The organism is Salinibacterium sp. ZJ450 (assembly GCF_011751885.2).
Classification (GTDB): Bacteria; Actinomycetota; Actinomycetes; order Actinomycetales; family Microbacteriaceae; genus Ruicaihuangia.
In genome coordinates, this window is the sequence record NZ_CP061771.1 from 576,069 (window position 1) to 597,466 (window position 21,398).

Genomic DNA, 21,398 nt, shown 5'->3' on the forward strand with positions numbered 1-21,398 from the left:
GTAAATTGCCGAACACCGGGGGAATCGTCGGGAAAGGCGCGGTGATGGAATGGTCGACACCGGCACCGAGCTTGACACCACGGCCCCAACCCGCACAGCCGAAACCGGCACCAAGGAGGCGCTCATGGCACCACCTCGATCGGGCAATCTCACGCTCGATGAGCTCAGCGCACTCATCGAATCGCGCCAAATCGACACCGTGTTGGTGGCCTTCACCGACATGCAGGGGCGGCTGATCGGCAAGCGTGTCTCGGCGCGGCTGTTCAGTGAGGAAGTCGCCAGCCACGGGGCGGAGGCGTGCAATTACCTGCTCGCGGTCGATGTCGAGATGAACACGGTCGGCGGCTACGCGATGAGCTCATGGGAGCGCGGTTACGGCGACATGGTGATGTTGCCCGACCTCGACACACTGCGACTGCTGCCCTGGCTGCCCGGCACCGCCATGGTGACCGCCGACCTGACCTGGCTCGACGGTGTCCCGGTGGTGGCCAGCCCCCGTGCAATCCTGCGAGCGCAGATCGCGCGGCTGGCTGAGCGTGACCTGGTGCCGTTCGTGGGAACCGAGTTGGAGTTCCTGGTGTTCGACGACAGCTATCGCGAGGCCTGGGCGAAGAACTACACCGCGCTTTCGCCTGCTAGTGACTACAACATCGACTACGCGGTGCTCGCCTCCACCCGCATGGAGCCACTGCTGCGCGACATCCGGCTCGCCATGGACGGCGCCGGCATGTACGTCGAGGGGGTCAAGGGGGAGTGCAATCTCGGCCAGCAGGAGATCGCGTTCCGCTACGACCACGCCCTGGTCACCGCCGACAACCACTCGATCTACAAGAACGGGGCCAAGGAGATCGCCGACCAGCACGGCAAGGCGCTCACCTTCATGGCTAAGTTCAACGAGCGCGAGGGCAACAGCTGCCACATCCACATCAGCGTGCGCGGCACGGATGGCGCGCCCGTGCTCGCCGACGCGGACAACCGGTACGGCTTCTCGCCGATGATGGAGCACTTCATCGCCGGGCAGCTGGCCACGCTGCGGGAGTTCACCCTGCTGCTCGCCCCCAACATCAACTCGTACAAGCGGTACGTTCCCGGCAGTTTCGCGCCCACTGCGGTGGCCTGGGGCGTCGACAACCGCACCTGTGCGCTGCGGCTGGTCGGCCGTGGTGTGGGGCTCCGCGTTGAGAACCGGGTGCCGGGCGGCGACGTGAACCAGTACCTGGCCATCGCCGCGCTGATCGCAGGCGGGCTGTATGGCATCGAGAACGAGCTGCCGCTCGAGCCGGAACTTGACGGCAACGCCTACGTGAGCGATGCCGCTCGCGTGCCATCCACCCTGCGCGAGGCGGCCGACCTGTTCGCCGGCTCGCGCATCGCGCGAGACGCCTTCGGCGACGAAGTCGTCGAGCACTACCTGAACAACGCGCACGTTGAGCTGGCCGCGTACGAGGCCGCCGTCACCGATTGGGAGCGCATCCGTGGCTTTGAACGACTCTGACATCAACAACTCCGACACCCCGCGGCCGGTGATCGGCCTCACCACTTACCTGGAACAGGCATCCACCGGGGTGTGGAACGTGCCGGCATCCTTCCTGCCCAGGGTGTACTTCGAGGCGGTGAACCGCGCCGGCGGCATCGCCGTGCTGCTGCCGCCGCAACCGGTGTCGCCCGAGATCGCACGCCAAGTGCTCGGCAGCCTCGACGGGCTGATCGTCTCCGGAGGCAAGGACATCGACCCCGCCCGGTATGGCCAGGAACCGCATGAGAGCACCGATGCGCCGCGCCATGACCGCGACGCGTGGGAAGACGCCCTGCTGCAGGCGGCGATCGACACCGAAACGCCGTTCCTCGGCATCTGTCGCGGGCTGCAGGTGCTGAACGTCGCCCTCGGCGGCACCCTGCACCAGCACCTGCCCGATGTGATCGGCAGTAACCGCTACAACCTCGGCGGCGGGATCTTCAACGTCAACCGGGTGTCGGTCGCGCAGGAGTCTCTGCTGGCCGATGCGCTGGCCGGCGACGACAGTGTCGCCGTGAAGTCCTACCACCACCAGGCGATCGACCAGCTGGCCGACGGGCTGCGGGTTACCGCCCGATCGGACGACGGCCTGGTGCAGGCGGTCGAGCTACCCGACGTGCCGTTCGGACTGGCGGTGCAATGGCATCCGGAGGAAGACGTGGACAGTGACATCCGCCTGTTCGAGGCGCTGGTGCAGGCGGCCGCGCAGCACGCGACCGAAAGGGCACGAGCATGAGCGCCACCACCCTGATCAACCCCGCGGACGAAAGCGTCATCCGGCAGGTCGAACAAACCACGGTCGAGGAGACGGATGTCGCGATCGCCCGGGCCGTGGCGGCCCAGGTCGGCTGGGCTCGCCGTTCCCCGGCGGATCGGGCCGCCGCGCTGCGGCGCTTCGCCGCGACGATCGACATGCATATCGAGCAGCTGGCCGCGCTCGAGGTGCTGAATTCCGGGCACCCGATCGGTCAGGCCCGCTGGGAAGCCGGGCACGTGCGCGACGTGCTCACCTACTACTCGGCCGCACCGGAACGGCTGATCGGCCAGCAGATTCCGGTTGCCGGCGGGCTGGATGTCACCTTCCTCGAGCCGCTCGGCGTGGTCGGGGTGATCGTGCCGTGGAACTTTCCGATGACGATCGCCTCGTGGGGGTTCGCGCCCGCGCTCGCCGCGGGCAACGCCGTGCTGCTGAAACCGGCAGAGTGGACCCCGCTCACCGCCATGCGGATCGGGGAGCTGGCCGTGGAGGCCGGACTGCCCGACGGGCTGTTCCAGGTGCTGCCAGGCAAGGGGTCGGTGGTGGGCAACCGGTTCGTGACGCACCCCGCGGTGCGCAAGGTGGTGTTCACCGGGTCGACCGCGGTGGGAAAACAGGTGATGGCCGGCTGCGCGCAGCAGGTGAAACGGGTCACCCTGGAGCTCGGCGGCAAGAGCGCCAACATCGTGTTCGCCGACGCCGACCTGGAGAAGGCGGCCGCCACCGCCCCCTCCGCCGGGTTCGAGAACGCCGGGCAAGACTGCTGCGCCCGCAGCCGCATCCTGGTCGAGCGCAGCGCCGTCGACCGCTTCATGGAGCTGCTCGAAACCGCGGTGAAGGGCGTAAAGGTGGGCACCCCCGGCGACGAGGCAACCGAGATGGGTCCGCTGATCTCCCGGGAGCACTGGCAGAAGGTGGCCTCCTACGTTCCGGATGACGCGGCGGTGGCGTTCCGCGGCAGCGCGCCGGACGGACCAGGATTCTGGTTCCCGCCCACCGTGCTGCTGCCGACCAGCCGTAGTGACCGGACGCTGCGCGAGGAGATCTTCGGCCCGGTGGTCTCCGTGGTGCCATTCGATGACGAGGTCGACGCGATCGGGCTGGCCAACGCCACCGACTTTGGGCTGAGCGGCTCGATCTTCACGCGCGACGTCGGCCGCGCCATCCGGGTGTCCCGTGCGGTTGACAGCGGCAACCTCTCGGTGAACTCGCACTCATCTGTGCGCTATTCCACCCCGTTCGGCGGGTTCAAGCAGAGCGGCCTGGGCCGGGAGCTCGGCCCCGACGCGGCGAGCGCGTTCACCGAGACCAAGAACGTGTTTATCAGCACCGACTGAGCCCGCCGCACCAACCCGCAGTGTCCCAAGCCCGCCGCAGCAAAGGAGCATCATGACCATCACCTCGATCGATCTCACCCAGCGGCTGGCCGGCAAGGTGGCCATCATCACCGGCGCCGGCAGCGGCATCGGTCGCGCCACCGCCCGGCGGTTCGCCGCGGAGGGCGCGACGGTGGTGATCGCCGACTTCGACGCCGCCGCGGGGCAGGCGGTGGCCGACGAGGTCGGCGGCCTGTTCGTGCAGGTCGATGTGTCGGATCAGGAGCAGGTGGATGCCGCGTTCCAGACCGTGTTCGAGTGGTACGGGTCGCTCGATATCGCCTTCAACAACGCGGGGATCTCGCCGGCGGACGACGACTCGATCGAAACCACGGAACTGCCCGCGTGGCAGAAGGTGCAAGATGTCAACCTCAAGTCGGTGTACCTGTGCTCGCGCGCGGCGCTGCGCTACATGGTGCCGCAGCAGCGCGGCTCGATCATCAACACCGCGTCGTTCGTGGCGTTGCTCGGGTCGGCGACCAGTCAGATCTCGTACACCGCGTCGAAGGGCGGGGTGTTGGCGATGACGCGAGAACTCGGGGTGCAGTTCGCGCGGCAGGGCATCCGGGTGAATGCGCTCTGCCCCGGGCCGGTGAACACGCCGTTGCTGCAGGAGCTGTTCGCGGCGGACCCGGAACGCGCGGAGCGTCGGTTGGTGCACGTGCCCGTCGGACGCTTCGCCGAACCAGAGGAGCTGGCGGCCGCGGTGGCGTTCCTCGCCAGCGATGACGCCTCGTTCATCACCGCGTCGACGTTCACTGTCGACGGCGGCATCAGCGCGGCATACGTCACGCCGCTGTGAGACTTGCTCCAGTCAGACCCGCCCCCTGTGAGAATTGACCCTGTGAGCACGAACAAGATCGAGTCGCCTCCCGCCGTTGCTGACGGTCAGCTCGACGTCGTGTTGCGCCCGGTGCGGTCGGGCATCGCGTTCGAAGACACGGTGGAGCGCCTGCTGCAGCTTGTGCACCTGGGCATCGTCGCGCCGGGACAGTCGCTGCCTGCCGAGCGTGACCTCGCGCTCCGTCTCACCGTGAGCCGCGACACCGTGCGCGATGCGATCCGGGTGCTGACGGATGCCGGGTACCTCACCTCGCGTCGCGGTCGCTACGGCGGGACCTTTGTCACCGAGGCGCCAGCCGGCGCGCAGAAGCACGCTCCGCCCGTCGCGGGGGAGATCGACGACGTGCTCGGGTTGCGCGACATCCTCGAAGTGGGAGCGGCTCATGCCGCGGCGTCCCGCCCGCTCAGCGCCGCTGACCGCGACCAGCTGACAACTCGGCTCGGGGAGAGCAGCGCGGCTCCGCACGACCAGTACCGCAGGCTCGACTCCCGGCTGCACCTGACGATCGGGGAGCTGGCCGGAATTCCCTCGCTCGTGCCCCTGCTCGCCGACAACCGGATGCTAGTGAACCTGCTGTTGGACGCGATCCCGCTGCTGGACCGCAATCTGGTGCACTCGAACAGCCAGCACGAGGCAATCGTGCTGGCGATTCTCCAGGGCGACGCGAATGCCGCAGCCGACGCCATGCGGGAGCACCTCGAGGGAACGGCCGCCCTGCTGCACGGCTTCCTCGCCTAGCGCGTAAACGCCGATCAGCACGGCCACGCGCCGGTTAAAGATGGTTTATACAGGAAAGGCTGGATGCCGCCTGATACGTTCGTCGATGGTCTCACGACCCACTCGACAGGACGCGCGTGTTGCCTAACCCAGCAATGGGGGCGCATTCGTACGGTGCGACAGTGACGGATACGGTCCCGATGACCGTGTCGGCCCAGGTCTCGATCGGCTCGACCAGCGCGTAAACGCTACGAACCGACTCGACCACGGCCATCCGCTGTCTACCCGTCCACAACGACACACGCGCGGTCATGCCGCAACCCGTCGAGACCGCGCGCGTTGGAGCACCGCTGTGACTAACTCGATCGCCGTCAAGGCAGATCATCTGTACAAAGTATTCGGCCGCAAACCACGCGAAGCAGTTCGCAAGCTCTCTGAGGGAGCGAGTCGACAAGACGTCGCGAACCTCGGTACCGCGGCCGTAATCGACGCCTCGTTCGAGGTGAACCAAGGCGAGATCTTCGTCATCATGGGACTCTCGGGCTCCGGCAAGTCGACGCTGATCCGCATGCTGAACGGACTGCAGGATGTGACATCCGGCTCCGTGTCGGTCGCCGGCGACCCGATCACCGGCGTCAGCCCCGCGAAACTGCGCGAGGTACGACGCAAGAGCATCTCCATGGTGTTCCAGCACTTCGCCCTGCTGCCGCACCGCACCGTGCTCGACAATGTGGCGTACGGGCTGGAGATCCAGGGCGTCCCGCACGAGGAACGACTCGCCAAGGCGCGCAAGATCGTCGACATCGTCGGACTCGCCGGCTGGGAGGACAAGCTGCCGTCGGAGCTGTCCGGTGGCATGCAGCAGCGCGTGGGTCTGGCCCGCGCGCTCGCCGCAGACACCGACGTGCTGCTGATGGACGAGGCGTTCTCCGCGCTCGACCCGCTGATCCGGCGTGAGATGCAGGAGCAGCTTCTCGAGCTGCAGTCCGACCTCGGCAAGACCATCATCTTCATCACCCACGACCTGAACGAAGCGATGTTCCTCGGTGACCGCATCGCCGTGATGCGCGACGGACGCATTGTGCAGATCGGCACACCGGAAGACATCCTCACCGACCCGGCGAACGACTATGTCGCCCAGTTCGTGCAGGACGTCGACCGTGCCCGCGTGCTCACCGCCGCGAGCGTCATGGAACCGGCGCGCGCCATCATCAACATCACCGCCGGACCCCGCGCGGCGCTTCGCACCATGCGCGACCTGCAGACCTCGGCCACCTTCGTCGTCGGCCGCAACCGCGTGCTCGAGGGCGCCGTGCGTGACCGCGAGATCCTGCGGCAGGTGCGAGCCGGTGACGGCGACCTCAGCACCGCGCTCGAACGCGACATCGCGACGGTCACGCTCGACACCCCGCTCGTCGACCTCGTCGAGTCGTCGGTCGAGAGCGACCTGCCCATCGCGGTGGTCGATGACCGCAACCGGCTGCTCGGCGTCATCCCGCGCGTCACCCTGCTCGCGGCGCTCGGCAACGTGTCGACCACGACCGGTGACGTGCCGGTGATCGAACCGCCGAGCACCATCCCGATCAGCATCATCACCGAAACGCTGAGGCAATCCGCCGTCCCGGAGGGCAGCGCAACGGATGACGCGGTCCTCACCGAAGGAGGTGTGCGATGACCGAATTCCGGCTTCCCCTCGGCGACTGGGCATCCTCCGTCGTCGACTTCATCACCACATACTTCGGCGCCGTCTTCGACCTCATCGGAGCGGTCTTCCAGGCCGCCTATGACGGGGTCGACTGGGTGCTGTCCACCCCGCCGTTCTTCATCATCATCCTGATCGCCGCCGTGCTCGCCTTCGCGGTGCGCGGCTGGAAACTGGCCGTCGGCAGCATCATTGGGCTGCTGCTCATTGTGGCCGTCGACCAGTGGGCAAACGCCATGGACTCGCTCGCCCTTGTCCTGGTCGCGAGCATCATCGCGATCGTGATCAGCGTCCCCGTCGGCATCCTCGCCGCGCGGTCCAACCTGGCATCCACGATCATCCGTCCGGTGCTCGACTTCATGCAGACGATGCCGGCCTTCGTGTACCTGATCCCGGCGCTCATCCTGTTCAGGGTCGGGGTCGTACCCGGCATCGTCGCGACCATCATCTTCGCGATGGCACCCGGCGTGCGCATGACCGAGCTCGGCATCCGCGGCGTCGACCGTGAGGTCGTCGAGGCCGGCCAGGCCTTCGGCTCATCACCGTGGCGCATCCTCCGTCAGATCCAGCTGCCACTGGCCACGCCCACGATCCTCGCCGGCGTCAACCAGGTGATCATGCTGTCCCTGTCGATGGTCGTCATCGCCGGCATGGTCGGCGCGGGTGGTCTGGGTGGCGACGTTGTGGCCAGCCTGAACCGCATCGATGTGGCGCTCGGCTTCGAAGCCGGCCTCGCCGTCGTCATCATCGCGATCTTCCTCGATCGGTTGACCTCGTCGCTCGGCCGCGGTGCCACGCCGTTCGGCCGCCTGTTGGCGCGGTTCGGCCGCAAGCAGACGGGCAAGTCGAAAGCTGCCCGCCGGATTCCGGTGCTCGTGGCCGGCGCTGCCGTGGTCGGTCTAGTGTTCGCCGCCTGCGCGGGCGGGGGAGCGGGAACCGCCACCGCTACCCACGAGAACGGCGACAAGAGCGATGTCACCATCGCGGTCTTCAACGGCTGGGATGAAAACGTTGCGGTGTCCGAACTATGGAAGGCCGTACTGGAGGAAAAGGGCTACGACGTCACGCTCGAGTACGCTGACCCGGCTCCCGCCTTCACCGGTCTGGCATCCGGCGACTACGACGTCAATATGGACGTGTGGCTGCCCACCACGCACAAGGAATACATCAAGGAGTACGGCGACAGCATCGTCGAGTTGGGCGTGTGGAACGACAGCGCCCGCAACGCGATCGCGGTGAACGCCGACGCTCCGATCGATTCGCTCGACGAGTTGGCCGAGAACGCCGACCTGTTCGGCAACCGGATCGTCGGTATCGAGCCGGGTGCCGGACTCACCGGGCTCACCCAGGATTCCGTCATCCCGACGTATGGTCTGGAGGGCATGGAGTACCTCACCTCGTCGACTCCCGCCATGCTGAGCGAGCTCACCGCAGCGACCAAGGCAGGCGAGAACATCGCGGTCACCCTATGGGAGCCGCACTGGGCATACAGCGAGTTCCCGCTGAAGAACCTCGAAGACCCGGAAGGCGCACTCGGCGCCGCGGAGAACATCACGACGTATGCCCGAGAGGGACTGGACGAGGATGCCCCGCAGCTCACCGAATGGTTGTCGGAGTTCAAGATGGACCTCGACAAGCTGTACTCGCTGGAGAACAAGCTCTTCGTCGAGAACGACACCGACGACTACGGTCCGTTGGTCGACGAGTGGATCGCGGACAACCAGGACTGGGTGGATGGGCTGACCGACTAGGCCCAGCGAGCTCACTCACTCACACACAGTGACACCCCGGAAGGCCTCGCAGCCCATCAGCTGCGGGGCCTTCCGTGCGGTGTCTCCTGCACGCCATAATGCGGGATGCCCATCGCACGCCTGCCCATCGCACGCCTGCCCACAGCGCGCCATCTCGCCCTCACCTGGAGTATTCCCGACCAGTACGGCGGCATGACCACGGCGCTGTTCGAACGCTCCCGCGCCTTCAAGGCGCACGGCGGGGCAGCGGTTGACGTGCTCACCTTCGACAACCGCGTCGACTACCCGGCACGCCTGACGACGCTCCGGGAGCTCGGCGCCGTCTCGCCGGGCACCACGGTGCTGAACCTGTGGGACTGGTTGCGGGAACGTGAGCTGCCGCCGCGGGCCAGCCGCGGCACCGGGCTGTTCACACCGCTGTCCATTAACGACGGATTCAGCACCGCCGAGCGAGACGGGCGAGTCCTGACGCGAACCCGTGTCGCGGCAGACGGCAGCACCGAACTGCAGACCGACTACTACCGGGAGGACGGGTCGCTGCTTGCCAGCGATCGCCGCGACTGCCGGGAGGAGGGCGTGCGTGGCGGCCGATCCGTGGTGCTGTGCGATCCGGCCGGACGCCCCACCGTGCACTTCTCACGAATCACGCCGCTGTATCACGCCTGGGTCGACGCGGTGGCGGGTGCTGACGACTCCATCATCATCGTGGACAGCAAGACGGTCGCGAACCTGTTTGTCGACTACCGGCGCCCACGCACCCTCACTATCCACATCGTGCACGGATCGCATTCCGCCGATCCGGGCAACCCCCGCAGCGGGTTTTCCCCGCTGCGCGCGGCCGCGCTGGAACGGGCCGACCGGTTCGATGCCGTCGTGCTGCTCACTGCGCGGCAGAAGCGGGAGCTGCGCCGCGTTCTCGACCCGGCGCGCAACCTGGCCGTCATCCCGAATCAGCTCACCGGCGAAGCGGATGCCGGTGCGACCCGCGTTGCCACCCGAGGCATCATGATGGCGTCACTGACCGTCCGGAAACGGGTCGATCACGCGATCACCGCCGTGGCGCGGGCGCAGCAGCGCGCGTCCAGCCAGCTGACACTCGACATTTACGGCGACGGGCCCCTCCGCCCGGGGCTGGCGGCCGTGGCCGACGACCTCGCCGCACCCGGCAGCGTGCGGTTGCACGGGCACCTCCCGCATGCTCGTCGGCAGCTGCCCGCCGCGTCCTTCCTGCTGCTGACCTCCACGTCGGAAGGATTTCCGCTGGTGCTGCTTGAGGCGATGCAGAACGGCTGCCTGCCCATCGCCTACGACATCCGCTACGGCCCCGCCGAGCTGATCCGGGACGGGGTGAACGGATTCCTGGTGCCCGACGGTGACGTGGAGGCGCTCGCCGATGCGATCACCCGGCTGCGCAGCCTTCCCGACGCCGCCGTCGCGCGCATGCGGAAGCGAGCGCAGCGCACCGCGGCACGCTATTCGGCGAGCGCGACCACCAGACGATGGGGTGCACGGATGCGCCACCTGCGCCGCCGGCAGAGCACTCGACGGCTGCTCGGCACGGTCAAGCGCGCGCTGCGCAGCGTGCGCGCACGGATTGTGCGCCGCCGGCTGTGACCGGCGCGGGTTGCCGGGCGCCGACTGCGACGACGCGTCACCAGCGAGACGGGCGGGTCAGCGCTCGAGCTGGCGGCGGATCTCGTCGGACTGCTTGGCGACCGTGCCGATTGCGATGGCGAGCGTGCAGGCCCAGCTGACCCACATCAGCACCAGCCGCCAGTCACGAGGCCCCCGCTGGGTGGCCTGCAGGGTGCTCCAGCCGCCGAACAAGGCGCTGATGACGCTGGTGTTGAGAATGAACTTGCGCACGGATGCTCCTCGCGGTCAGGAATTCCACGCTACCCCGTGACCGCGTTGTGCGGCGAGCCCGGCCGGCCGCCCGGTTTGACACGGCGCTTCCCTGATCGATTGACTGAGGTCAATTCAGGGAGGTCTCGCTCGTGAGCCGAGTAGTCGTCGCAATCGACCAGGGAACCACGAGCAGTCGGGCGATGGTATTCGACGAGTCCGGCGTCGTCGTCGCCCGCGCGCAACGGGAGCACCGCCAGATCTTTCCCGCGCCCGGCTGGGTCGAGCACGACGCCGAGGAGATCTGGCGCAATATCCGCGAGTTGCTGGCCGAGGCGATCGAGAACGCGTCATTTAGCCCGGCGGATGTCGCGGCCGTGGGCATCACCAACCAACGGGAGACCACCGTGCTGTGGGACCGGCACACCGGCAAACCCGTCAGCAACGCCCTCGTCTGGCAGGACACCCGCACCCAACCGATCGTCGACCGCCTCGCCGCCGCGGGCGGCGTGACCCGCTTCGCCGAGACCACCGGGCTGCCGCTGTCCACCTACTTCTCCGCCACCAAGATCGCCTGGATCCTGGAGAACGTGCCGGGGGCGCGTGAGCGGGCGAATGCCGGAGACCTGCTGTTCGGCACGACCGACAGCTGGCTGCTGTGGAATCTGACCGGGGGAGTGGACGGCGGTGTGCACGCCACCGACGTCACCAACGCCTCCCGCACGCTGCTGATGGATCTGACCACACTCGACTGGGATGACGCCATCCTCAGAGAGTTCGACGTTCCGCGCTCTCTGCTGCCCGACATCCGCAGTTCGTCTGAGGTGTACGGAACCATTGCCGCCGGCCTGCCGCTTGCCGGGGTGCCGGTCGCCGGCATCCTCGGCGATCAGCAGGCGGCGACCTTCGGCCAGGCGGCGTTCTCACCCGGCGAGGCGAAAAACACTTACGGCACCGGCAATTTTCTGATCGTCAACACCGGAACCGAGATCATGCGGTCGGAGCACGGCCTGCTCAGCACGGTCGCATACAAGCTGGGCGATGGGCCGGTGAATTACGCGCTGGAAGGCTCGATCGCGGTCACCGGGTCGCTGGTGCAGTGGCTCCGGGACAACCTCGGCCTGATCGACAGCGCTGATGAGATCGAACAACTCGCCGCGAGCGTGGACGACTGCGGCGGCGCATACATCGTGCCGGCCTTCAGTGGACTGTTCGCGCCGTACTGGCGGCCGGATGCCCGTGGCGCCATCGTCGGACTCACCCGGTTCGTGACCAAGGCGCACCTGGCCAGGGCGGCGCTCGAGTCGACGGCGTACCAGACCTGGGAGGTGCTCGACGCGGTCAACGCCGACGGCGGCACACCGATCGCCGAGCTCAAGGTCGACGGCGGCATGGCGGTCAATTCGCTGCTGATGCAGTTCCAGGCGGACATCCTCGGCGTGCCGGTGGTGCGCCCGCAGGTCACCGAGACGACCGCGCTCGGCGCGGCATACGCGGCCGGGCTCGCCGTCGGGGTGTGGGCCGATCTCGACGAGCTGCGTCAGCACTGGAGGGAGGACGAGCGCTGGATCCCCGCGCTCGCCCCGACCGAACGCGACCGGCTCCGACGCACCTGGCGGAAGGCCGTGACCAAGACCTTCGACTGGGTGGATGCCGACACCGCCAGCTGAGAATTCGCTGACAGCCTGCCCGATCGGACCACGCTGCTGACCGATCGGTCAGTAGCGTGGCGGTCATGGCAACCATCGACCACCTCCGCTCCGTCGCGCTCGACGAGTTCTCGCGCGCGGGCTATCTCGGGACATCCGTCGCGCGCATCGCCGAACTGGCCGGCGTCTCCAAGTCGAGCGTGCTGTACCACTACGCCTCCAAGGAGGCACTGCTCGACGCGGCGATCGGCCCGGCACTCGACGGAATCGAGCAGATTCTCGAGCGGGTGCGTCGCGGCGCGATCGACGACTCATTCGTGGAGGAGTTCGTCGACTTCCTGCTGCGCTACCGGCTCGAGGTGAACATCTTCATCAACCAGCGCCGCTCCCTCGTGGATGTGCCGGTGATCGAACGGGCTAACGCCCTCGTGGTGCGGCTCGCGCAGTACTTCGGCGAGAGCTCGACCAGCGTGGAAGACCGCATGCGCTTCGGCATCGCCCTCGGCGGGGCGGCGTACTGCCTGGCCACCGCCGAAGACTTCTCGCCCGATCCGCACTCCGACGAGCAGGTTCGCGGCGCGCTCATCGACATCCTGAGCGAACTGCTCACCCCCGTTCACACCCAGCGCGACTAGAGCATCCCGCCTTCCACGTGCTCGTGGCCACCGCATCCCGACCCTCGCGCTCGTGCTGTCGCTGTTCCTGCTGGCGCTGCAGGTCACCTCGACCGGCGGGCTCTACCGGGTGCAGCTGCTTCCCGAACCCTTCCAGGAGATCGGACCACTATTGCCGCTCACCTGGGCGGTCAACGGAATGCAGTCGATCGTCACCGGGGGAGCGCAGGCGGATGGGCTGACCGCGGCGCTCGCGCTCGCCCTGTTCGGCCTCGTCAGCGCACTGCTGGCAGCCGCCGTGACGACAGGAAAACGACGCACCCAGATGCTGGACCGGATGCTGCGAACCGCGTAGTTCCGCGGATTTCCGGGCGACACGCCCGGGATGCGCCCGGGATTTGCCGAGGCATGAGGATCCACGTAATGTATTCCCTTGTCACCCCAAAGGTGCGGGTAAGCCGAAGAGCTTCCCGGCCTCAAGTGGGGGCCAAACCCTTCACTCTCAGAACTTGAATTCAAGTTCACGTCGCAGGATAACTGTGTCCAATACGGGCCGATCATCCGAAAGCGTGGATTTGACAGGATCGCTGAGAGATGTAAGATAGAGAAGTTGCCCCGAGGGCAGGCCGGATCGAAGATCTGGTTGTAACTCGGGTGCGTCCGATCCTTGAGAACTCAACAGCGTGCACAATGTCAAATGCCAAAAACCTCGGCCCTGACTTCGGTTAGGGAAGAGATTCCTTTGGAAAACATTTAAACAACAAAGCAAGTCAGTAATGATTTGTTCTGTCAGTTTCAAACTTGTGTCTTGTCCGCCTATTCCGGTGGCTGGACACACTAGATGTGCCGGATGTTCGCATCCGTGCAATCAAACATTTACGGAGAGTTTGATCCTGGCTCAGGACGAACGCTGGCGGCGTGCTTAACACATGCAAGTCGAACGATGAAAGAGGAGCTTGCTTCTCTGGATTAGTGGCGAACGGGTGAGTAACACGTGAGTAACCTGCCCTTGACTCTGGGATAAGCGCTGGAAACGGCGTCTAATACCGGATATGACGACCGGCCGCATGGTCTGGTTGTGGAAAGAATTTCGGTCAAGGATGGACTCGCGGCCTATCAGCTTGTTGGTGAGGTAATGGCTCACCAAGGCGACGACGGGTAGCCGGCCTGAGAGGGTGACCGGCCACACTGGGACTGAGACACGGCCCAGACTCCTACGGGAGGCAGCAGTGGGGAATATTGCACAATGGGCGCAAGCCTGATGCAGCAACGCCGCGTGAGGGACGACGGCCTTCGGGTTGTAAACCTCTTTTAGTAGGGAAGAAGCGAAAGTGACGGTACCTGCAGAAAAAGCACCGGCTAACTACGTGCCAGCAGCCGCGGTAATACGTAGGGTGCAAGCGTTGTCCGGAATTATTGGGCGTAAAGAGCTCGTAGGCGGTTTGTCGCGTCTGCTGTGAAAACTGGAGGCTCAACCTCCAGCCTGCAGTGGGTACGGGCAGACTAGAGTGCGGTAGGGGAGATTGGAATTCCTGGTGTAGCGGTGGAATGCGCAGATATCAGGAGGAACACCAATGGCGAAGGCAGATCTCTGGGCCGTAACTGACGCTGAGGAGCGAAAGCATGGGGAGCGAACAGGATTAGATACCCTGGTAGTCCATGCCGTAAACGTTGGGAACTAGATGTAGGGACCATTCCACGGTTTCTGTGTCGCAGCTAACGCATTAAGTTCCCCGCCTGGGGAGTACGGCCGCAAGGCTAAAACTCAAAGGAATTGACGGGGGCCCGCACAAGCGGCGGAGCATGCGGATTAATTCGATGCAACGCGAAGAACCTTACCAAGGCTTGACATATACGAGAACGGGCCAGAAATGGTCAACTCTTTGGACACTCGTAAACAGGTGGTGCATGGTTGTCGTCAGCTCGTGTCGTGAGATGTTGGGTTAAGTCCCGCAACGAGCGCAACCCTCGTCGTATGTTGCCAGCACGTAATGGTGGGAACTCATATGAGACTGCCGGGGTCAACTCGGAGGAAGGTGGGGATGACGTCAAATCATCATGCCCCTTATGTCTTGGGCTTCACGCATGCTACAATGGCCGGTACAAAGGGCTGCAATACCGTAAGGTGGAGCGAATCCCAAAAAGCCGGTCTCAGTTCGGATTGAGGTCTGCAACTCGACCTCATGAAGTCGGAGTCGCTAGTAATCGCAGATCAGCAACGCTGCGGTGAATACGTTCCCGGGCCTTGTACACACCGCCCGTCAAGTCATGAAAGTCGGTAACACCCGAAGCCAGTGGCCCAACCGCAAGGGGGGAGCTGTCGAAGGTGGGATCGGTGATTAGGACTAAGTCGTAACAAGGTAGCCGTACCGGAAGGTGCGGCTGGATCACCTCCTTTCTAAGGAGCATGTGCAAGCCGGCCTGTATACAGCCGGAACTTCTTGCCAAGCCATTTCGGGAACACATGTTTCCCGGTGGCGCTCATGGGTGGAACATTGACATTGTGACCAGGACCAAACGCGGTCTCTCAGTACGCTCCTTCGGGAGTGGGAACGGAGCCCGCCGGCGGGCCTGGTCTTTGCACGCTGTTGGGTCCTGAGGGACCGGGCCCCACCCTTTGGGTGGGACACGAACCTCTTGGACCCTTGACCGGTTTCGACCAATGCCCGCTTGCGGGTGTCGTTTCCGGTGGGGGTACCGCCCGTATTTTGAGAACTACACAGTGGACGCGAGCATCTTAGATTCAGGACTTTGTCCTGGATCACAAAGATCTAAACACGCATGCCGGCCCTTGGGGCTGGTGTGCGGTAGATCATTGGTCAATTTCTGTTCCGGATTTATTCCGGGACTCTAAACGATTCAAACTCATGTGATTTCAAGTTTCTAAGAGCAAACGGTGGATGCCTTGGCATCTGGAGCCGAAGAAGGACGTAGTAATCTGCGATAAGCCTCGGGGAGCTGATAAACGAGCTTCGATCCGAGGATTTCCGAATGGGGAAACCCCGCCAGGCGTACTTGTGCGACCTGGTGACTCCCGCCTGAATATATAGGGCGGGTAGAGGGAACGTGGGGAAGTGAAACATCTCAGTACCCACAGGAAGAGAAAGCAACAGCGATTCCGTTAGTAGTGGCGAGCGAAACCGGATCAGGCCAAACCGATCATGTGTGATACCCGGCAGGGGTTGCATGGTCGGGGTTGTGGGACTTCCACGGACTGCTGCCGCAGTTCACGTTGACATGCGCGGTATAGACGAACAGGTTTGAATGCCTGGACATAGAGGGTGCGATCCCCGTAGTCGAAATGCTGCGCAGCGGCGGGAAGTATCCCAAGTAGCACGGGGCCCGAGAAATCCCGTGTGAATCCGCCAGGACCACCTGGTAAGCCTAAATACTCCCAGATGACCGATAGCGGACAAGTACCGTGAGGGAAAGGTGAAAAGTACCCCGGGAGGGGAGTGAAATAGTACCTGAAACCGTTTGCTTACAAACCGTTGGAGCCTCCTTAGTAGGGGTGACAGCGTGCCTTTTGAAGAATGAGCCTGCGAGTTAGCGATATGTGGCGAGGTTAACCCGTGAGGGGTAGCCGTAGCGAAAGCGAGTCTGAATAGGGCGATTCAGTCGCATGTCCTAGACCCGAAGCGAAGTGATCTATCCATGGCCAGGTTGAAGCGCGTGTAAGAACGCGTGGAGGACCGAACCCACTTAGGTTGAAAACTGAGGGGATGAGCTGTGGATAGGGGTGAAAGGCCAATCAAACTTCGTGATAGCTGGTTCTCTCCGAAATGCATTTAGGTGCAGCGTTGCGTGTTTCTTGCCGGAGGTAGAGCTACTGGATGGCCGATGGGCCCTACAAGGTTACTGACGTCAGCCAAACTCCGAATGCCGGTAAGTGAGAGCGCAGCAGTGAGACGGTGGGGGATAAGCTTCATCGTCGAGAGGGAAACAACCCAGACTACCAACTAAGGCCCCCAAGCGTGTGCTAAGTGGGAAAGGATGTGGAGTTGCACAGACAACCAGGAGGTTGGCTTAGAAGCAGCCACCCTTGAAAGAGTGCGTAATAGCTCACTGGTCAAGTGATTCCGCGCCGACAATGTAACGGGGCTCAAGCACACCGCCGAAGTTGTAGGATTCGCATATTAGGTAAGCCTTCGTGGTTCAGCCGTGCGGATCGGTAGGAGAGCGTCGTGTGGCCAGTGAAGCGGCGGAGTGATCCAGCCGTGGAGGCCACACGAGTGAGAATGCAGGCATGAGTAGCGAAAGACGGGTGAGAAACCCGTCCTCCGAAAGACCAAGGGTTCCAGGGCCAGGCTAATCCGCCCTGGGTAAGTCGGGACCTAAGGCGAGGCCGACAGGCGTAGTCGATGGACAACGGGTTGATATTCCCGTACCGGCGAAGAACCGCCCCAACCAATTCGGTGATGCTAAACGCCCGAATCCTGTTTTCTGATCCCTTCGGGGTGAGGAGTTCAGGGCTAGCGCGTGACCCAAACTGAGGCGGTTAGCGTATTAACAGGTGTGACGCAGGAAGGTAGCCGTACCGGGCGATGGTTGTCCCGGGGTAAGGATGTAGGGCGAACGATAGGCAAATCCGTCGTTCACATGCCTGAGATCTGACGCATACCCCTCACGGGGGAATTCGGTGATCCTATGCTGCCAAGAAAAGCATCGACGCGAGGTTCAAGCCGCCCGTACCCCAAACCGACTCAGGTGGTCAGGTAGAGAATACCAAGGAGATCGAGAGAATCGTGGGTTAAGGAACTCGGCAAAATGCCCCCGTAACTTCGGGAGAAGGGGGGCCTGATACGTGAAGGGATTTACTCCCGGAAGCGTTTGATGGCCGCAGAGACCAGTGGGAAGCGACTGTTTACTAAAAACACAGGTCCGTGCGAAGTCGCAAGACGATGTATACGGACTGACGCCTGCCCGGTGCTGGAAGGTTAAGAGGAACGGTTAGCCGCAAGGCGAAGCTGAGAATTTAAGCCCCAGTAAACGGCGGTGGTAACTATAACCATCCTAAGGTAGCGAAATTCCTTGTCGGGTAAGTTCCGACCTGCACGAATGGCGTAACGACTTCCCAGCTGTCTCAACCGCGAACTCGGCGAAATTGCATTACGAGTAAAGATGCTCGTTACGCGCAGCAGGACGGAAAGACCCCGTGACCTTTACTACAGCTTGGTATTGGTGTTCGGTGTGGCTTGTGTAGGATAGGTGGGAGACTATGAAGCGGGCACGCTAGTGTTCGTGGAGTCAATGTTGAAATACCACTCTGGTCATATTGGATATCTAACTTCGAACCGTGATCCGGTTCAGGGACAGTGCCTGGTGGGTAGTTTAACTGGGGCGGTTGCCTCCCAAAAAGTAACGGAGGCGCCCAAAGGTTCCCTCAACCTGGTTGGCAATCAGGTGTCGAGTGTAAGTGCACAAGGGAGCTTGACTGTGAGACTGACAAGTCGAGCAGGGACGAAAGTCGGGACTAGTGATCCGGCAGTGGCTTGTGGAAGCGCTGTCGCTCAACGGATAAAAGGTACCTCGGGGATAACAGGCTGATCTTGCCCAAGAGTCCATATCGACGGCATGGTTTGGCACCTCGATGTCGGCTCGTCGCATCCTGGGGCTGGAGTAGGTCCCAAGGGTTGGGCTGTTCGCCCATTAAAGCGGTACGCGAGCTGGGTTTAGAACGTCGTGAGACAGTTCGGTCCCTATCCGCTGCGCGCGTAGGAAATTTGAGAAGATCTATCCCTAGTACGAGAGGACCGGGATGGACGAACCTCTGGTGTGTCAGTTGTTCCGCCAGGAGCACCGCTGATTAGCTACGTTCGGAACGGATAACCGCTGAAAGCATCTAAGCGGGAAGCCGGCTTCAAGATGAGATTTCCATCCCTTCGGGGGAGAGGCTCCCAGCCAGACTACTGGGTTGATAGGCCGGATGTGGAAGCGAGGACTAAAGACTCGTGAAGCTGACCGGTACTAATAAGCCGATAACTTGACAATCACCACTCACACACCGTTGTAAGGCTGGTGTCTGGGGAAATGAGCTGCTTGCGTCCACTTTGTGGTTCTCGATTTACGGTCGGGAACCGCGCACACAACATGTTTTTGTTGTGTCCGCAACGACACAAATCAATAGTGTTTCGGCGGCCATAGCGAGAGGGAAACGCCCGGTTACATTCCGAACCCGGAAGCTAAGACTCTCTGCGCCGATGGTACTGCAAGGGGGACCTTGTGGGAGAGTAGGACACCGCCGGACTTCTTTTAGACGAAGAGCCCACCTTTCGAGGTGGGCTCTTCGCATTTAAGCCCCTGATACCCTAGAAGACGGCCTGCCATACGCGGCGCGCCGGGTATCCGGAGGAGTGCGCACACCCAGATGAACGATTCACGAGCAGCCAGTTATGACTTCGTCGTCGTTGCCAACCGCCTGCCCGTCGATCGGGTCATCGAACCAGATGGTACCGAGTACTGGAAGGGTTCGCCCGGCGGACTCGTGACCGCGCTGGTGCCGGTGATGCGGGCATCCGGGGGAGCTTGGGTGGGCTGGGCCGGCCAGCCCGACCTCACCATCGAGCCGTTCGACAACGACGGCATCCACATCGTGCCGATCAGCCTCAGCGAGGCCGAGGTGGAGACCTACTACGAAGGCTTCAGCAATGACACGCTGTGGCCGCTTTACCACGACGTCATTGCGCCGCCGAGCTACCACCGCGTCTGGTGGGACAGCTACGTGACGGTGAACCGACGCTTCGCCGAGGCGACGGCAGCGGCAGCGGCCCCGGGCGCCACGGTCTGGGTGCAGGATTACCAGCTGCAACTGGTGCCGCGGATGCTGCGCGAGCTCCGCCCCGACCTGACGATCGGCTTCTTCAACCACATCCCGTTCCCGCCGTACGGCATCTTCTCGCAGCTGCCCTGGCGGCGCCAGATCATCGAGGGCCTGCTCGGCGCCGACATCATCGGCTTCCAGCGGGTGGCGGATGCCTCCAATTTCGCCCGCGCAGTGCGCCGGCTGCTCGGCCACACCACCCGCGGCAACACCATCTGGGTGCCGGGTGCCAGCCCGCGCACCGTGACCGCGAAGGCGTTCCCGATCTCGATCGATTCGCAGGGTTTCGAGGAGCTCGCCCGCCGACCCGAGATCCAGGAACGCGCCAGACAGATCCGGGAAGACCTCGGCAACCCGACAACGGTGATGCTCGGCGTCGATCGTCTCGACTACACCAAGGGCATCGGCCACCGTCTGAAGGCCTACGGGGAGCTGCTCGGCGACGGACGGGTCTCGGTCGAAGACGTGGTGCTCGTGCAGGTGGCGAGCCCGAGCCGGGAACGGGTGGAGACCTACCGGCAGCTCCGCGACGAGATTGAGCTCACGGTGGGCCGCATCAACGGCGACTTCGGCACCATCAGCCACGCGGCGGTCAACTACCTGCACCACGGATTCCCGCGCGAAGAGATGGTGGCGCTGTATCTGGCCGCCGACGTCATGCTGGTGACCGCGCTGCGCGACGGCATGAACCTGGTGGCCAAGGAATACGCGGCCGTGCGGTTCGATAACGACGGCGTGCTGCTGCTGAGCGAGTTCGCCGGGGCATCCGATGAGCTGCGCACCGCGCTTCGCATCAACCCGCACGACATCGACGGGATGAAGGAGGCGATGCTGCAGGCCATCGCGATGCCCAAGGCCGAGCGCCGTCGACGGATGCGCGCCATGCGCAAGCGCGTGCTCGAGAACGACGTCGCCCGCTGGTCATCCGGGTTCCTCACGGCGCTGGAGGCGACGCGGTCGTGACCGAGATCGTGCCGACGCCGGGGCTCGGCGATGACCTGCAGAGGCTGGCCACCGCCAGCCGGCAGCTGCTCGTGGCGCTCGATTTCGACGGCACCCTGGCGCCCGAGGTCGACGAGCCTGAGGAGGCCCGGGCGTTGCCCGCGGCCCACGCCGCCGTGCTGCGCCTGCTTGCGCTGCCGAGAACCCGCGTCGCCCTGATCTCGGGGCGGGCGCTGAAGTCACTCGAGCACGTCTCCGACCTGCCCGATTCCGCGCTGCTGGTGGGATCGCACGGCATCGAGATTCGGCTGGACAGCCCAGACACCCAGCTGCTGCTCGAGGATGCGGAACGTGAGCGCCGCGACACCCTGGAGACCGTGCTGCGATCGGTCGCTGAGAACATCGATGGGGTCTGGGTGGAGGAGAAACCGGCCGGGTTCGCGCTGCATACCCGGCTCGCCACCGAGCAGGACAGCCGCGAAGCGCACCTGGTGGCGCTCCGCGACACCCAGCCGGACGCGCAGAACCTCACGGTGCGCGCCGGCAAGAACGTGCTCGAGTTCTCTGTGCGGTCGACCACGAAGGGTGAATCGATCGAACACCTGCGCCGGTACACCCGTTCCGACGCGGTGTTCTTCGCCGGCGACGACGTGACAGACGAAGACGGATTCGCGGCGCTGCAGCCGGGCGACTTCGGCCTGAAGAGCGGCCCCGGCGACACCCTGGCGAATCACCGGGTGGCCGGCCCGATCGAGGTCGCGGCGGTGCTCTCCGACCTAGCCGAGCTCCGCGAACACGCGACTCGAGAGTAAACCTCGGAAAACTCTCAGGCGGCATCCAGTAAACTAGCCGTGCGGCAATGAAT

At 64.1% G+C, this 21,398-nt stretch carries 13 protein-coding genes, 3 rRNA genes and 2 pseudogenes; 17 read left to right on the plus strand and 1 reads right to left on the minus strand.

From position 1 onward, the window contains the following. Positions 1 to 124: 124 nt before the first annotated feature. The 9 genes and pseudogenes from HCT51_RS02790 (at position 125) to HCT51_RS02825 (ending at position 10,277) form a co-directional block, all read left to right on the plus strand. Positions 125 to 1,495 carry a glutamine synthetase family protein gene (locus HCT51_RS02790; RefSeq protein ID WP_166879825.1) on the plus strand — a complete coding sequence of 457 codons (1,371 nt, stop codon included), beginning with the start codon at positions 125 to 127 and terminating at the stop codon, positions 1,493 to 1,495. Further along, positions 1,476 to 2,252, plus strand: a complete 777-nt coding sequence (locus tag HCT51_RS02795; protein WP_224760633.1) for a gamma-glutamyl-gamma-aminobutyrate hydrolase family protein — start codon at positions 1,476 to 1,478, stop codon at positions 2,250 to 2,252. The genes HCT51_RS02790 and HCT51_RS02795 overlap by 20 nt, the downstream gene beginning before the upstream one ends. After that, entirely contained in the window at positions 2,249 to 3,610 is a 1,362-nt protein-coding gene (locus HCT51_RS02800; RefSeq protein ID WP_166879026.1) for an aldehyde dehydrogenase family protein, read from the plus strand. The genes HCT51_RS02795 and HCT51_RS02800 overlap by 4 nt, the downstream gene beginning before the upstream one ends. Before the next feature lie 52 nt (positions 3,611 to 3,662). After that, the gene (locus tag HCT51_RS02805) at positions 3,663 to 4,451 is read left to right on the plus strand and encodes a 3-oxoacyl-ACP reductase (protein ID WP_166879023.1); all 789 of its coding nucleotides are present in this window, start codon (positions 3,663 to 3,665) and stop codon (positions 4,449 to 4,451) included. Positions 4,452 to 4,493: 42 nt separating this feature from the next. Beyond that, on the plus strand, positions 4,494 to 5,231 hold the full coding sequence (locus HCT51_RS02810) for a FadR/GntR family transcriptional regulator (RefSeq protein WP_224760634.1): 738 nt from the start codon (positions 4,494 to 4,496) through the stop codon (positions 5,229 to 5,231). A 331-nt stretch (positions 5,232 to 5,562) separates the two neighbouring features. Next, positions 5,563 to 6,885, plus strand: a complete 1,323-nt coding sequence (locus tag HCT51_RS02815) for a quaternary amine ABC transporter ATP-binding protein (protein ID WP_166879020.1) — start codon at positions 5,563 to 5,565, stop codon at positions 6,883 to 6,885. Next, positions 6,882 to 7,733, plus strand: a pseudogene (locus tag HCT51_RS18630) (ABC transporter permease); the annotation flags it as partial. The gene HCT51_RS02815 and the pseudogene HCT51_RS18630, both read left to right, overlap by 4 nt. A 162-nt stretch (positions 7,734 to 7,895) precedes the next feature. Further along, positions 7,896 to 8,663: pseudogene (locus HCT51_RS18635) on the plus strand (glycine betaine ABC transporter substrate-binding protein); the annotation flags it as partial. A 105-nt stretch (positions 8,664 to 8,768) separates the two neighbouring features. Next, a complete protein-coding gene (locus tag HCT51_RS02825) occupies positions 8,769 to 10,277 on the plus strand; it encodes a glycosyltransferase (protein ID WP_166879012.1) in 1,509 nt (502 codons plus the stop codon). 57 nt (positions 10,278 to 10,334) lie between these two features. On the opposite strand, the gene HCT51_RS02830 is transcribed toward HCT51_RS02825, so the two are convergent. Then, a complete protein-coding gene (locus HCT51_RS02830; protein ID WP_166879009.1) occupies positions 10,335 to 10,529 on the minus strand; it encodes a hypothetical protein in 195 nt (64 codons plus the stop codon). 131 nt (positions 10,530 to 10,660) lie between these two features. On the opposite strand from HCT51_RS02830, the gene glpK reads away from it, so the two are divergent. The 8 genes from glpK (at position 10,661) to otsB (ending at position 21,345) form a co-directional block, all read left to right on the plus strand. Continuing rightward, entirely contained in the window at positions 10,661 to 12,178 is a 1,518-nt protein-coding gene (gene glpK, locus HCT51_RS02835) for a glycerol kinase GlpK (RefSeq protein ID WP_166879006.1), read from the plus strand. A gap of 65 nt (positions 12,179 to 12,243) precedes the next feature. After that, positions 12,244 to 12,792: a TetR/AcrR family transcriptional regulator gene (locus tag HCT51_RS02840; protein ID WP_166878987.1), complete on the plus strand. Its 549-nt coding sequence runs from the start codon at positions 12,244 to 12,246 to the stop codon at positions 12,790 to 12,792. 52 nt (positions 12,793 to 12,844) lie between these two features. Further along, complete coding sequence (locus tag HCT51_RS02845) at positions 12,845 to 13,126, plus strand: ABC-2 transporter permease (RefSeq protein WP_166878982.1); 282 nt, start codon at positions 12,845 to 12,847, stop codon at positions 13,124 to 13,126. Positions 13,127 to 13,646: 520 nt separating this feature from the next. Next, positions 13,647 to 15,169: ribosomal RNA gene (locus HCT51_RS02850) — 16S ribosomal RNA — on the plus strand. A gap of 475 nt (positions 15,170 to 15,644) precedes the next feature. Next, positions 15,645 to 18,762 (plus strand): 23S ribosomal RNA (locus tag HCT51_RS02855). Positions 18,763 to 18,901: 139 nt separating this feature from the next. Further along, a 5S ribosomal RNA gene (gene rrf, locus HCT51_RS02860) occupies positions 18,902 to 19,018 on the plus strand. The 16S, 23S and 5S rRNA genes sit together here, the layout of an rRNA operon. A gap of 120 nt (positions 19,019 to 19,138) precedes the next feature. Next, on the plus strand, positions 19,139 to 20,554 hold the full coding sequence (locus HCT51_RS02865) for an alpha,alpha-trehalose-phosphate synthase (UDP-forming) (RefSeq protein WP_166870162.1): 1,416 nt from the start codon (positions 19,139 to 19,141) through the stop codon (positions 20,552 to 20,554). Continuing rightward, complete coding sequence (gene otsB, locus HCT51_RS02870; protein WP_191413737.1) at positions 20,551 to 21,345, plus strand: trehalose-phosphatase; 795 nt, start codon at positions 20,551 to 20,553, stop codon at positions 21,343 to 21,345. The genes HCT51_RS02865 and otsB overlap by 4 nt, the downstream gene beginning before the upstream one ends. Positions 21,346 to 21,398: the final 53 nt, after the last annotated feature.